8 protein-coding genes are annotated in these 13,432 nt (G+C 68.6%); 5 read left to right on the plus strand and 3 right to left on the minus strand.

Translation table 11 applies throughout. The annotated features are described in order from the left end of the window. Position 1: 1 nt before the first annotated feature. Complete coding sequence (locus AC0685_RS23640) at positions 2 to 742, plus strand: hypothetical protein (RefSeq protein WP_046199931.1); 741 nt, start codon at positions 2 to 4, stop codon at positions 740 to 742. Between the two features lie 12 nt (positions 743 to 754). After that, on the plus strand, positions 755 to 5,233 hold the full coding sequence (locus tag AC0685_RS23645; protein ID WP_478227521.1) for a hypothetical protein: 4,479 nt from the start codon (positions 755 to 757) through the stop codon (positions 5,231 to 5,233). An 85-nt stretch (positions 5,234 to 5,318) separates the two neighbouring features. On the opposite strand, the gene AC0685_RS23650 is transcribed toward AC0685_RS23645, so the two are convergent. Beyond that, entirely contained in the window at positions 5,319 to 6,257 is a 939-nt protein-coding gene (locus AC0685_RS23650; protein ID WP_478227522.1) for an AraC family transcriptional regulator, read from the minus strand. Positions 6,258 to 6,344: 87 nt separating this feature from the next. Here AC0685_RS23650 and AC0685_RS23655 point away from each other — a divergent pair, with 87 nt between their 5' ends. After that, positions 6,345 to 6,767: a nitroreductase family deazaflavin-dependent oxidoreductase gene (locus tag AC0685_RS23655; protein WP_340683117.1), complete on the plus strand. Its 423-nt coding sequence runs from the start codon at positions 6,345 to 6,347 to the stop codon at positions 6,765 to 6,767. Between the two features lie 43 nt (positions 6,768 to 6,810). Here the strand turns inward: AC0685_RS23655 and AC0685_RS23660 are convergent, their stop codons facing one another. Together AC0685_RS23660 and AC0685_RS23665 are read right to left on the minus strand one after the other, a co-directional pair. After that, complete coding sequence (locus AC0685_RS23660) at positions 6,811 to 8,040, minus strand: hypothetical protein (protein ID WP_478227523.1); 1,230 nt, start codon at positions 8,038 to 8,040, stop codon at positions 6,811 to 6,813. A 72-nt stretch (positions 8,041 to 8,112) separates the two neighbouring features. Further along, complete coding sequence (locus tag AC0685_RS23665) at positions 8,113 to 8,718, minus strand: YiiX/YebB-like N1pC/P60 family cysteine hydrolase (RefSeq protein ID WP_478227524.1); 606 nt, start codon at positions 8,716 to 8,718, stop codon at positions 8,113 to 8,115. 383 nt (positions 8,719 to 9,101) lie between these two features. Here AC0685_RS23665 and AC0685_RS23670 point away from each other — a divergent pair, with 383 nt between their 5' ends. Beyond that, the gene (locus AC0685_RS23670; protein WP_478227525.1) at positions 9,102 to 12,200 is read left to right on the plus strand and encodes a glycosyltransferase; all 3,099 of its coding nucleotides are present in this window, start codon (positions 9,102 to 9,104) and stop codon (positions 12,198 to 12,200) included. Further along, a complete protein-coding gene (locus AC0685_RS23675; RefSeq protein ID WP_478227526.1) occupies positions 12,193 to 13,386 on the plus strand; it encodes an acyltransferase family protein in 1,194 nt (397 codons plus the stop codon). Before AC0685_RS23670 ends, AC0685_RS23675 begins: the two co-directional genes overlap by 8 nt. Positions 13,387 to 13,432 lie beyond the last annotated feature (46 nt).

Genomic DNA, 13,432 nt, shown 5'->3' on the forward strand with positions numbered 1-13,432 from the left:
GATGCGCCCGAAGCAGTTGCCGTCGCGGGACGTCGTGTACGGCGACCTCGTCCGGCGCTACGGCGAAGACAGGGCGTTCAAGCAGCTCACGCACGCGGTCGCGGCAGGGCTCGGGCTGATGGTGCTGGAGGTCAACCTCCAGGCCGGTGCCGTGCTGGCGGCGACCGACGAGTCCGTCTTCGAGATCAAGATGGACAGCTACGCGCGGCAGAGCAAGATCCGCGAACGCCGGGAGACCGAGAAGGTCCTGCACGGGCTCGTCCACCTCGCGACCGCCGCGCTCGGCTACCCGCGCCCGGACGATCTCGCCAACGACACCTACATCGGCCGCGTCAGTGTCGAGCAGGTGGACGCGATGGTGCGGGAGGCCTGCCGGATCCTCGACGAGCGCGCTGCGGAGGCTGAGGCGAACAACGACCCGCTGGCCGACGCGCCCGAACTCGAACAGGCCTGGCGCGCCTACGCCCGGCGTCCGGCGGCCGCGGCGACCAAGGACGGCAGGCTGGCGTCGGACACCACTCGCGGCATGGTCGCGCGCGCTCTGCGCTTCCTCGCCGATCAAGGGTTTCTCGTCCAGGTCAGCGGAGAACAGGGCGGGACCTACCGGACGACACCGCGTTATCAGGTGCAGGTGCGTGAACTCGCCGCCGACGCGGCCTTCGACGACCTGCTCGAACTGAACGTCGTCTCGGTCGCCAACGGCGGCGGGACCTTGCGCGCGGCCGCGTCGGACACGCTCTAACAAGGGGAATCGATGTACGAGCTTTCGCGGGTTCGCCTGCACTCGGTGGGCCCGGCGGGCGCGCGGTACCAGGATGTCGTGCTGGACTTCAGCGGCGTCGGCGCGGCCATCACCGCGCCCAAACAAGACGCGCTGTTCAGCGCCGGGATCCACCTGGCGGGGGAGGGGCCGCCGCGGCGCCCGTCGCCGGCGAGCGTGCTGTTCCTGGAGAACGGCGGCGGTAAATCCGTCCTGATCAAGCTGATCTTCTCGGTCATGCTGCCCGGCCGCCGCCAGGTCGTCGGCACGACGAACACCAAGGTGCTGGAGAAGTTCGTCGCCGCCAAGGACGTCTCGCACGTCGTGCTGGAGTGGCTGCAGGTCGAGACCGGCCACCGGGTGATCACCGGCAAGGTGTCGGAATGGCGCGGGCACGTGGTGTCGGCGGACTCGGAGAACCTCGTCGATTCCTGGTACTGCTTCCGGCCGACGCCCTCGCTCGATCTGGACTCGCTCCCGCTGACGTCGGACGGCAGGCTGCTGACGATGTCCGGCTTCCACGACCAGCTCGACAAGGTGCACGGCGGCGAGCCCGAACTGGAGCTGTTCTGGACGCGGCGTCACCACGAATGGACGTCCCGGCTCGACGGGCTCGGCCTCGACACCGAACTCTTCCGGTACCAGCGCGCGATGAACGCCGGTGAGGGCGAGGCGGCGGACGCCTTCGCGTTCAGCACCGACGAGGCGTTCGTCGAGTTCCTGTTGCGCGCGGTGCTTTCGGAGGAGGAGCCGAAGGATCTCGCCGAGGTTGTCGCGACGTACGCGCACAACCTCGCACGGCGCGGGGATCTGCTGTCGGAGCGCGATTTCGTCGCGGGCGCGCTCGACCTGCTCACGCCGCTGGCGGACGAGGAAAGCGTCGCCGCCGCTTCACGGAAGCTCGCCGACGCGGCCCGCGCCGAGATGCGGACGCTGGCCGGGCAGGTCGCCGCGCGCGACAAGCTGGAGAACGAGCGGCTGAGCGGGCTCGAACAGCACGTCGACGAGGTGAAGTCCGCGGAGAAACTGGCCGAGGGCGACCACCGCCGTCTCACCGCCGGGGTCACCGAACTCCGCCGCCTGGTCGGGAAACTGCGGCTCGAGGAGGCGCAGGAGAGCAAGAAGCGGATCGACGGCGAACTGGCCGAGGCCAAGACCGCAGCCGAGGCCTGGCGTGAATGCGCCACCGTGCTGAACCACCTCAACGCGTCGCGCAAGGCGCGAGATTTCCGGGAACTGGTGGGGAATCGCGAGCAGAAGGCGCAGCCCGCGCTGCAGGCGCGCAACGCCGCCGCGGCCGCGCTCGCGCGGGGCCTGCTGGCCCTGGCCAAGAACGCCACCGAGCAGGCGGCGAAGGCCGAAGCCCATGTCGGCGCGCTGCGTGCCGAGGCGGAGAAGGCTCAGGCGGAACGCGACGAGTCGGCGAACCTCGCGGCCTCGCGCCGGGCGGAGGCCCGAGGGCTGGGAGCGAGGATCGCCGAAATCCGTGAGGAGATCGCGGAAACCGTCCGGTCCGGCGCGCTCAAGGCCGGTGCCGACGTCGCCGAAGCGGCGCGTGCGGCCAGGGCGGAGACCGAGGAGACCGCCGCCGAACTCGTCCGGCGCGAACAGGAACTCGAACGCGTCGCGGAGGATCTGCGATCCGCGCAGGCCACCGTCAACGACGCGCACCGGCTCGCGGGGTCTGCAAAGGACCGTCTGGAGCGCGCGGCAGACGAACTCGACCGGGCCAACCGGCGCACCGACGCGCTAGCCGTCGAACCCCGGCTGAGCGAGCTCCTCGGCGCGGACGACGTCACGCTGGAGACGGACCTTCCGGTATTGCTGGAGCGTCTACGCGAGGCGGGTTCGGCCGCGGAGAAGGAGCAGACCGCGCTGCGGATGGAGGAATCGGTCGACGAGCGCGCGCTGAACGCGCTCGGTTCGGGCGGCCTCCTGCCCGCCACCGAAGAGGTCCAGGCCGCGTTGGACGCGCTGGAAGCCGCCGGGATGAACGCGTGGTCCGGCTGGCGCTATCTGTCTACTTTGGACAAGAAGCGGCGGGCGGCCGTGCTGGCCCGCGCGCCCCAGCTGGTCTCGGGGATCCTGCTCAACGAACCGGATCAGGTCCGGCGCGCCGAGAAGGTCCTGTCGGAGCGGCGTCTGCTGCCCACGACGATCATCCCGGTCGCCACGACCGAGGCCACCACGACCGACCGTCTGCCGGACGAGGCCGGGATCGAATTCCTGGTGCCGCCCAACCCGGCGATGTACGACGAGGAAGCCGCAGACGCCGAGCGCGAGGCCATCGCGCTCCGGCACGCGGAGCGTCAGCGTCGGCTGGAAGCCCTGGCGACGTCGCTCGCCGACGACAGCGCCCTGTCGTGGAAGCTCAAGACCTGGCGCGAGGACTACCCGCCCGGCAGCATCGCGACACTGGCCGAGCAGCTCCAGAACGCGCGCACCGCGCACGAAACCGCGCAGGCCGCGCTGGAGCAGGCGGAAAAGGAATTCCAGCGCCTCGGTGAGAAGGCGGCAGGGCTGCGGGAACGGGTCCCCGAACTGCGTGCGGCTTCGGCCGAGGCGGGGGAGCGGGCCCGCGGGCTCGAAACGCTCGCCGCGCGTGCCGCGAAGATTCCCGAGTGGACGGACGACGTCGAACGCGCGACCGAGACCGCCGAGCGGGCGGAGGCGACGGCTTCCGAAGCAGCCGTGAAGGCGTCCCGGCTGCGCGAACAGGCGAGCGAGGAGCAACGCACCGCCGACGGGCACCGCCGCACGGCGACGACCGCGAAAGCGGAACTGGCCGAGGTACCGGGATCGAGTGACGTCACCGAAAACGACCCCGTGCCCACCGAACCGGTGGACGCGTTGCGGCGTACGTTCGCGTCGGCTTCCGAGGCGTACGCGAAGGTGGAGGTCGGCAGTGACCTCCGTGCCGAACTCGACCAGGCCGAGAGTGTCGAGGCGTCCTCGCGGGCGGCCGTGGAGGCCCTGGACGACGCCGTCCGCGAGCGGGCATCGGCGTTGCTGGAAACGCCGGACGGCTCCGACGCTTCGGCACGGGCGGCCGCGCAAGCGCGGGCGAACCGCGCGGTCGCGGTGCTGGAGGAAGAGCGCACCGAGATCGTCGGGCTCGTCGCGACCCGCAAGGCGGAACTGAACCAGCTTCCGGAGCTAGCGAGCGCCCAGCTCGCCGCGATCTCGTCCGACGCGCGGCCGAAGGACATCGAACACGGCCTGGCGCTCATCGACGACGCCGGCCTGGAAGTGTCCGCCGCCGCGCGGAAATGGGAGGAGCTGCAGGAGCGCCGCGCCGCGGCCGAAGCGACGCTGGAGTCCGCGAAGGCCTCCGCGTCCGGATTCGGCCTGCTGGCCGAATCCATGGCGCACCTTTTGTCCAAAGAGGACGAAGTGGCGGCGTTCGAGGGCGATGTCGAATCCGCGCGCGCCAAGCACTCGCGGCTCAACACCTCGCTCACCGAGGCGCAGGACGCCGCCGACGCGGGTGACCGCCGGGTGCGGGCCGCGGCCGACCAGCTGGCGCAGTACGCCACGGACAAGCGGTTCGAGAAGCTCAGCACGCCGGTGCGGCAGCAGGTGATCTCGGTCCGCCGCGATCAGCTGCCCGCCCACGCCGCGGAATGGGCGGAGGCGCTGCGGCCCCGGTTGCGCACGCTCACCGACGATCTCGCGCAGATCGACCGGCACCGCGGCGGCATCATCACCCGCCTGCAGGGCATGGTCGACGGCGCACTGCGCACTCTCCGTGCGGCACAACGGGTTTCGCGGCTGCCGGACGGTCTCGGCGACTGGTCGGGCCAGGAGTTCCTGCGGATCCGCTTCACCGAACTCGAGGAGAACGTGCTCGCCGAGAAACTGGGCGAGGTCGTCGACGAGGCCGCGGTGGGGAAGACCTCCGACGGCCGGGATGTCAAGCGGGACGGGCTTTCGCTCGTCCTGCGCGGCGTGCAGGCCGCCGCTCCCAAGGGTTTCCGGGTCGACATGCTGAAGCCGGACTCCGTGCTGCGGACCGAGCGGCAGCGTGTCTCCGAGATCAGGGACGTGTTCTCCGGCGGGCAGCAGCTGACCGCGGCGATCATCCTGTACTGCACCCTGGCGGCGCTGCGGGCGAACAACCGCGGCAAGGCCCGCAACCGGCATTCCGGCGTGCTGTTCCTCGACAATCCGATCGGCCGTGCGTCGGCGGGCTATCTGCTGGAACTGCAGCGCGCGGTCGCGGAGGCGCTGGGCGTCCAGCTGATCTACACCACTGGCCTGTTCGACGCCGGCGCGCTGAGCGAGTTCCCGCTGATCGTGCGGCTGCGCAACGACGCGGATCTGCGGGCGGGGCGCAAGTACCTGTCCGTCGACGCGACGATCCGGAACGCGACCGACGAACTCGGCGAACCGGACGGCGTCGCGCGGCTTTCGGCGACTCGGCTGTTCACGCGGCCGGCGGACGAGCCGGAGCCGGAGGAGGAGACGGCCTGACGGTCGAGGGGTGAGTTCCGGCCAAGCCGGTCCGGTGCCCCCGTCGCGAAAGTGGCTTTCGCGACCTTCAACGTCGAGCGATCCGTCACCCGACCGGCTTGAGGCCTTCCCGCGTCGAGGCCCGGTATTGCCCAGGAGCCTGACGGCGAGCGCGACGGAAGGCGCGGCTGAACGCGTACACCGACGTGTAGCCGACCGAGCGGGCGATGGTGTCCACCGTGTCGTCGGTGTCGCGCAGCCGGACGGCGGCCAGGTCCATCCGCCACTGGGTCAGGTACTCGCCGGGCGTCCGGCCGGTGGTTTCGCGGAAGCGCCGGGTCAACGTGCTGCGCGAGGTCGCCAGTTCCGCCGCGAGCAGATCGGTGGTCCACGGTTTCGCCGGGCCCTCGTGGAGCTTCGCCAGTGCCACGCTGATCAGCGGATCACCGAGGACACCGAGCCAGGTTCCTCGCGCCTCGGCCGGTTTTTCGGTCCGCCACGCGCGGAGCAATTGGACCAGGAGGATGTCGACGAGGCGGTTGAGGACGAACTCGGTGGCGATCTGCGGGGAGGCCAGCTCCCGCGACAACAGCCGGACGGTGTCGTCCAGCCCGCCGCCGACACGGTTCGCGCGGATGTGCACCAGTTCCGGCAGGGTGGCCAGCACCTGGGTGGACACCGCCGGGTCGTAGTCGTAGGACGCGCCGAGGACATGGGTGTCCACCTCGCCGGACCCGAGGCGCAACACGCCGCCGCAGGCTCGCGCCTTCTCCGCCGCAGTGCACAGGTTGGGAATGATCGCGACGTCCGGAGCGCTGCGCAGAGTGTGCTCCGGGCCGTTCGGCAACAGGACGACGTCGCCGGGCATGAGCTGCCGCGGCGGGTGCCCGGCCAGTTCCAGCCAGGCGGTGCCGCAGGTGACGGCGTAGAAGGCGGCGCGGGTGGTGCCGTGCCAGAGGATGCCCCACGGTCCGGACGCCTCGATCCGCGCCCCGGCGGTGCCACGGACGCCGCCCACGGCGAGCGCTTCGGCCAACAGGTCCATGGCATCGAGGATAGTGCGACAAACGGATATGTTCGTGGCGTCTTCAGGCATCGATACGGTCACTGAGTGCGTCATACGATCGAGGTCATGACTGACACGTTCGACTTCGACCAGATCAACCGCACCGTGATCGCCGAGTTCCGCGAGACCGGCGGCAAGGCGGGTGGCATGTTCGAGGGCTACCCGCTCGTCCTCGTCCACCACACCGGCGCGAAATCCGGCACCCAGCGGATCGCGCCGCTCGTCCCGCTTCTCGAAGGCGACCGGATCTTCATCTTCGCGAGCAAGGGCGGCTCCGACGACAACCCGGCGTGGTTCCACAACCTGGTGGCCAACCCGGACACGAAGGTCGAACTCGGCACCGAGACCTTCCCCGTCCGCGCGCGGTTGCTCACCGGCGCCGAGCGCGACGAGGTCTACGCCAGGCAGTCCGCCGTCATGCCGCAGTTCGCCGAGTACCAGAGCAAGACCAGCCGCGTCATCCCGGTCTTCGAGCTGGAGCGGGTCTAGCCCCCTCGTGAGTGGTAAAGACGGTTCTAACCGTCCTTGCCACTCACGACGACGGGGGAACGGCCATACCGCGCAAGTTGAACTGGATGCCGAACCGTTCCGCCAGGCCGGGCACGGTGATTTCGGTGATCAGGTTCCCGGTGACGCGATCGAACCGCTTGATCCTGACGGGGGTCTTGCCGTCGAACGTCTCCTGGATCAGATTTATCGACCGGTCCGTGAAGACGGCCTGGCTGGACGAATCGCTGTCCGAGGTGAACCCGGTGTCGAACCGCGGCGTGGTGATCCCGGAGGCGATTTCGGTACTCATGATCCGGCCGTCCGCGGCGAGCCATTCGAGGCGGCCTTCCCGCACGGCCTTGGCGTCGTACGTCTTCTGGGAGAACGTCTCGGGGTCGACCAGTTTCTCGGTGATGGGGCGTCCCTCGGCGTCGACGAGTGGCTGTTCGTTGTACTTACCGTCGCCGGTGTTCCACAAAACGATGGCCAGATGGGGCTTGCCGTCGGCGTCGGTGTAATCGGAAAGGAACGTGATGACACCGTCCTGGCAGGGAACGTGACGGTTGTGGTCTCCCGCGTCGAAGACTCCTCGCCAGGCGAGGACCTTTTCCTTTCCTTCGGTTGCCGGGTACAGCTGCGAAAGCAGCTCCGGCTGCGCACCGGGATCGGCCTTCGAGCGCATGCCGGGAATCTTGGCCGAATCCGCGAAATGAGCTCCCGCGTCGGTGGCGATTCCGTTGAGGACGCCGCCGCACAGCGCGTTCATGAAGTAGTTTCCTTCGACCCGGTAGAGCTGGGAACCGGTCGAAGTGGTGACGGCCACCTGATTGGTGTAACCGGATTCTGAGAAGCCTTCGTTGTAGACCGCGACGAAACCCTTGTCGCCGGGTAGCGCGAAAGCCGACTGCTGATGCCCTGCCTTCTTGTTCTCGAAGCTGGCCAGACCGTCCTTGCCGAGGATGTGGTCGCGGGTGTCGTCGCTGAAGAACAGCCCGGCCTCCGACCACGCGATATGCGACTCGGTCATGCCGCCGGTCTCGATCAGCTGTGTGCCACCGTCCGCCCGCACCAGGACCAGATAGGCAGGCTGCCGCTTTTCCGCCGGCTTGTCGGCGGAGGTGTCCGGGCTGAGGTAGAACGCGACGACGGTTTCGCCGAGCTTCACCACATCGGGATCGGCGATGTTCATCTCCGCTCCGCCGTCCGGCGAAGTGCAGGCCGTCACGGCCAGAAGCGCACAGGCGGCGAGCGCGACGAGTCGGGGGAGGCGCACCGGGCCGAATCCTCTCAGGCGGTGGGTGGTGCGGCCCGCACCCGGCAGGCCGCACCCGTCCATCGAATGTCGTTACTTGATGGTCGCGTAGACCACGGTGCTGCCGTCATCCTTGATGTTGTCGGGGTAGACGCCCAGTCCGCCGTTGTTGTCCAAGTCGATGTCGACGGAATCCTTGTAGGCCTTCCACACCAGCTCGGAGCAGTTCAGCTTCCCGTTGTTGTTGTACTTGTTGTTCGCGAAGTCCATGTCGTAGTCCAGACCGCGGAACTTGTTGTAGGCGTGGTTGGCCGCCTTGTCGCGGCTGGACTGCTTGGCGTTGACGGACATCTTGTAGATGGGGCCGCACTTTTTCAGCGTGGACGCCGTGACGGACCTGCTCTTGCTGCCCTTGCCGGGTGCCTCGACGATCGTCTTCGTCGTGTAGTAGATGCCGACGTGGTTGTGCTTGAACACGGAGGTCTTGGCGTAGGAGTGGAAGACATCTCCCTTGTTCCGCGCGTTTCCGACCGTCTTCTTCGTCTTGCAGGCGCCGTCGTCGGAGGACGCGATGCCGATTTCGCTCGACGCGGCCGTTTCCGCGGCCTGGGCCGGCGCGGCGAGCAGGCCGAACATCGCCGTTCCCGCCATTACCGCGGTCGCGGCGGACGAGGTGATGATTCTCCCGATTTTGGACATGGATTTCCCCACTCTTTCAACCAGAGGACAGCGGTAGCCAGCCGAATTGTGCCTGCGCACGAAATGGTGGGCCGCGGTCTGTTGACAGAGAGAAAAGTATCGGGTTCGAAGAGCCGTGGGAGTCCGGTGAACGCCTGACAGCCCGGCCGTCGCTCAGTTCGAGGTGACGAGGTAACCGATCACCGCGGCCTCCAGGACGATGAACAGCACCACGATCACCACCAGTCCCAGGTTGAGTTCCCGGCGTGAACGATCGGGCTCGGTCACCGTGGGTCACTCCTTCTGTGCTCTCAGTGTTCAGTGATGGCTGGCGTCGGTACTTTTTCACCAGAAGTATCGGTATCTTGCACGGACCCTGGCAAGGCCCCGGTAGCCTGCCGCGCATGGCGGGTTCGGGAGACTCTCATCGGTTGATCGAATGGACCGGCGAGCGGTGTGTGCCGTGGGCCGGGGACATTCAGATGATCTACGAGCACTACCACCGGTATGCGCTCGCTTCCCGATTCGTCGCGGGCAAGCGCGTACTCGACCTCGCCAGTGGTGAAGGTTATGGCGCGGCGCTGATGGCCACGACCGCCGCCGAGGTCGTCGGGGTCGACATCGACGAGTCGGCCGTCGAACACGCGCGAAACACCTACGCAGGGCGGAAGAATCTCAGTTTCGCCCAGGGGTCGATCATCGACCAGGGACTGCTTTCCGACGCCGGCCGCTTCGATGTGATCACCTGTTTCGAAGCCATCGAGCACGTCGTCGAACACGACGATCTGATGAGCCTGGTTCGCGTCCGGCTCGCCCCCGGCGGGATCTTCCTCGGCAGCACCCCGGACCTCCGGGTCTACAGCCACGAACACGGCAACGACAATCCCTTCCACGTCAAGGAGTTGACCGAGGAGGAGTTCCGCGCGCTCCTCGGCGGCCATTTCGGGAACGTGGCCGTGCTGCGGCAGAACATCGCGGTGGGTTCGCTGCTGGCCGCCGATCCCGGTGAGCCGCACGCGACGGGACCGGCGCTGAACCAGAGCCTGACCCGGATCGGCGAGGACGGCTGGACGGTCACCGACGGGAGCCCGCATACCTACCTCATCGGGATCGCCTCCGACGGCCCGCTGGACGCCGTCCCGGCCGTCGGCACCCTGCTCGACCCTCAGCTTTCGCTGCTGGGAGCGATGAGGGAACAAGGAGCATCCAGGCACGCCGAGGCGGAGGAGGAGCCGGCCCGGCTGAGGGAGGAACGCGATCGGCTCACGGCCGAGGTCGCCGAACTCCGCCGGGAGGCGGAACTGGACGCGGCACGGCTGGCGTGGCGGACCGAGACCGCCGAGCGGTACAGCGCCGAGGCGGCCCGGCTCGCCGCGGAGAACGCGGTGCTGAGCGACGGGCATTCGGCCATGGTGAACCGGCTGGTCAAGAAGTACCGGGGCGCCATCGAGAAGTACGCGCCGAGGGGCAGCGCGGTCCGGAGCGCCTATGAGCGCGCGCTCGGGCGCACCGACGAGGTCCCGCAGGAGGAGCACGGCCTGGAACCGGTGGCCGTGAGCACCAGTGCCGAACCGCTGGTCAGCATCGTCATCCCGGTTCACGGCAAATGGGACTACACGCGGCAGTGCCTGGCTTCGATCGAGGAAGGACGGCCGCGGGTGCCGTTCGAGGTGATCGTCGTCGACGACGATTCGCCCGACGCGTCCGCGCGGGTGCTCGCCGAATGTCCCGGCGTGCGGCTGGTCCGCACCGGCACCAACGTCGGTTTCCTGAAGGCTACCAACCTCGGCGCCGCCCAAGCCCGCGGCGAACTGCTGGTCCTGCTGAACAACGACACCGAGCCGAAGCCGGGCTGGCTGGACTCGCTCGCCGAGGCGGTCTATCGCGACGACCGGATCGGCCTGGCCGGCGCGAAACTGGTCTACCCGGACGGCACTTTGCAGGAATGCGGCGGGATCGTGTGGGCGGACGCCGGCGCGGCGAACTACGGCCACGGTGACGACCCGGACGACGCCCGCTACGCCTCGGTCCGCGACGTCGACTACTGCTCCGGCGCGGCGATCATGATCCGCCGCGAACTCTTCGAGCAGCTCGGCGGGTTCGACGAGCGCTACGCACCCGCGTACTACGAGGACACCGATCTGGCGTTCGCGGTGCGCGCCGCCGGATTCCGGACCGTGGTCGAACCGGCCGCGGTCGTGGTGCACCACGAGGGCGTCTCGCACGGCACGGACCCGAACTCGGGGCACAAACGCTTCCAGGAGACCAACCGGCCGGTGTTCGCCGAGAAGTGGGCGGAGACCCTGACCAGGCAGATCGCCGGGCCGAGCCCGGCGGGACTGTGGCTCGGGCGGCAGCGGATGCCCGGGAAAGCACCCCGTGACACCGGCATCGTGCTGATCGCCGATCTGCGGGTGCCCGCACCGGACAAGGATTCCGGCTCGGTCCGGATGCGCAGGCTCGTGGACGAGCTGCTCGCGCTCGGGCAGCGGGTGGTGTTCTGCCCGATGGACGGCGTCCAGCCGCCGGAATACACCGAAGACCTCAGACGCGCCGGGGTCACCGTTCTGCTCGAACCGGCCGACCGCGAGAAGTTCCTCGAAGAGGCGGGCAGCGCCTTGAGCCTGGTGCTGCTGTCCCGGCCGACGGTCGCCTGGCATATGGCCGAGCGGATCCAGATCTGCGCGCCACAGGCGGTTCTGGCCTATGACACCGTCGATCTGCACTTCGTCCGGCTCGGCAGGGAAGCCGATCTCGTCGAGCGGATCGGCGATCCGGCGATCGCGGTGATGCTGCGGCGGCGTGCCGAGCTGTACCGCGAACTGGAGCTGGCGCTGGTCCGGTCCGCCGACCGCACGCTGGTGGTGTCCGAGGCCGAACGGGACCTGCTCGCCGAACTGGTGCCATCGGCCAAGGTCGACGTGCTGTCCAATGTGCATCCCTTCAGCAGCGAACCCACCAGCCCCGAGGGACGGGCGGGCGCGATGTTCGTCGGCAGCTTCGAACACGGCCCGAACCGGGACGCCGCGTTCTGGCTGGCCGGTGAGATCTGGCCCGCCGTGCGGCGGAAATGCCCGTCGGCCGAGCTCGAGCTCGTCGGCGCCGACCCCACCGGCGACATCCACGCGCTGGCCGGTGACGGCGTCGTCGTCCGCGGCTGGGTCGCCGAACTCGAGCCGCGTTACGCCGCCACGCGGATGGCCTTAGCGCCGTTGCGGTTCGGCTCGGGCGTCAAAGGAAAAGTGGGCGAGAGCCTCGCCTTCGGGGTGCCGGTGGTCGGTACCCCGCTGGCCTTCGAAGGTATGCGGCTGCGCGATGGCGAGGAGGTACTGACCGGTGAGACGGCTGAAGAGATCGCAGAGAAGATCGTCACCCTGCTCATCGACGACGCTTTGTGGCAACGGCTTTCGGAGTCGGGCCGGGTCGCCGTCGCGGACCAGTTCGGGCCAGGGGTGGCCCGCGAGACCCTGAGCGGACTGCTCGCCCCGGTGGTCCATGAGTAGCCCGGGCGCGAAGACCTACGCGAAACCGGACACCGGGTTCGCGTGGCTGCGGATGTTCGGGGCGATCCTGGTCGTCTTCGAGCACTGTTTCCCGATCATCGAACCGAGCCGGATCACCAGCCTGCCGTCGAGCTGGAACATCTCGCTGGGGTATTTCGCGCTCATGGGCTTCTTCGCCATGAGCGGCTACCAGATCGCGGACAGCTGGCAGCGTGACTCCTCGTGGTGGCGTTACCTGCTCAAGCGGGTGCTGCGGATCTGGCCGCCGCTGCTGTTCGTGGTCATGGTGACGGCGTTCGTGATCGGGCCACTGGTGACGGTGCTCAGCCCGCGCGAGTACTGGGGGAATCCCGACACCTGGGGTTACGTGGTGCACAACGCGATGCTGTACCCGTTGCAGCACCTGCTGCCGGGGGTGTTCACCGAGAACCCGTACCCGTACTCCGCGAACGGTTCGATCTGGACACTCCCGATGGAGACCACCGGGTATCTGATCGTGCTCGTCATCGGCCTGGTGGGCGGCCTCGCGCGCGGACGGATAGTCCTGTTCCCGCTGCTGCTGGCGTTCATGGTGGCGGACGGGATCATCGGGGCCTCGGTGGGCTTCCAGGGCGACGCGGGCACGTTGTTCAGCGTGCCGCTGGGATCGATGGTGGCGTTCCTGGTGGCGTTCGTCATCGGCATGCTGCTGCACAGCTACCGGGACCTCATCCCGTTGCGCCCGGCGGTCGCGTACGCGCTGGTGGCGCTCTACCTCGTCGCGAACTTCACCCCGCCCATCGAACCCGCGACGCGCTTCATCCTGCCCATCGCCGCGGGCTACGGCGCGATCACCTGGGCGTACCACTGGCCGCGCCGGCTGGACGGCTACGACCAGTGGGTCTACCCCAGCTACGGGATGTACGTGTGGGGAATGCCGGTGCAGCAGCTGTACACCCTCGCCGGGGTCCGCAATTCGTACCTGCTGATCGTGCTCGCGGTGCCCACCGCGTACGCCTGCGGGGTGGTGTCCTGGCGGCTGATCGAACGGCCGACGCAGAAGCTGCGAATCTACCTCCGTGCGCCGGGCGAACCCCGGTCCGGCAAGGGAAAACCCGCGCCGCACCCAGACACCGAGATCACCCAGGTGATTCCGGCCGTCCCTCCCGCGCCGCCGCCTCACCCGCAGGCACGGCGTCCGCGGTAGCGGTGAGCGCGGTCCGTGAAGGCCTCCTTCCCTACTCTCAGGGTAG

This window comes from Amycolatopsis sp. NPDC043889 (assembly GCF_056435645.1).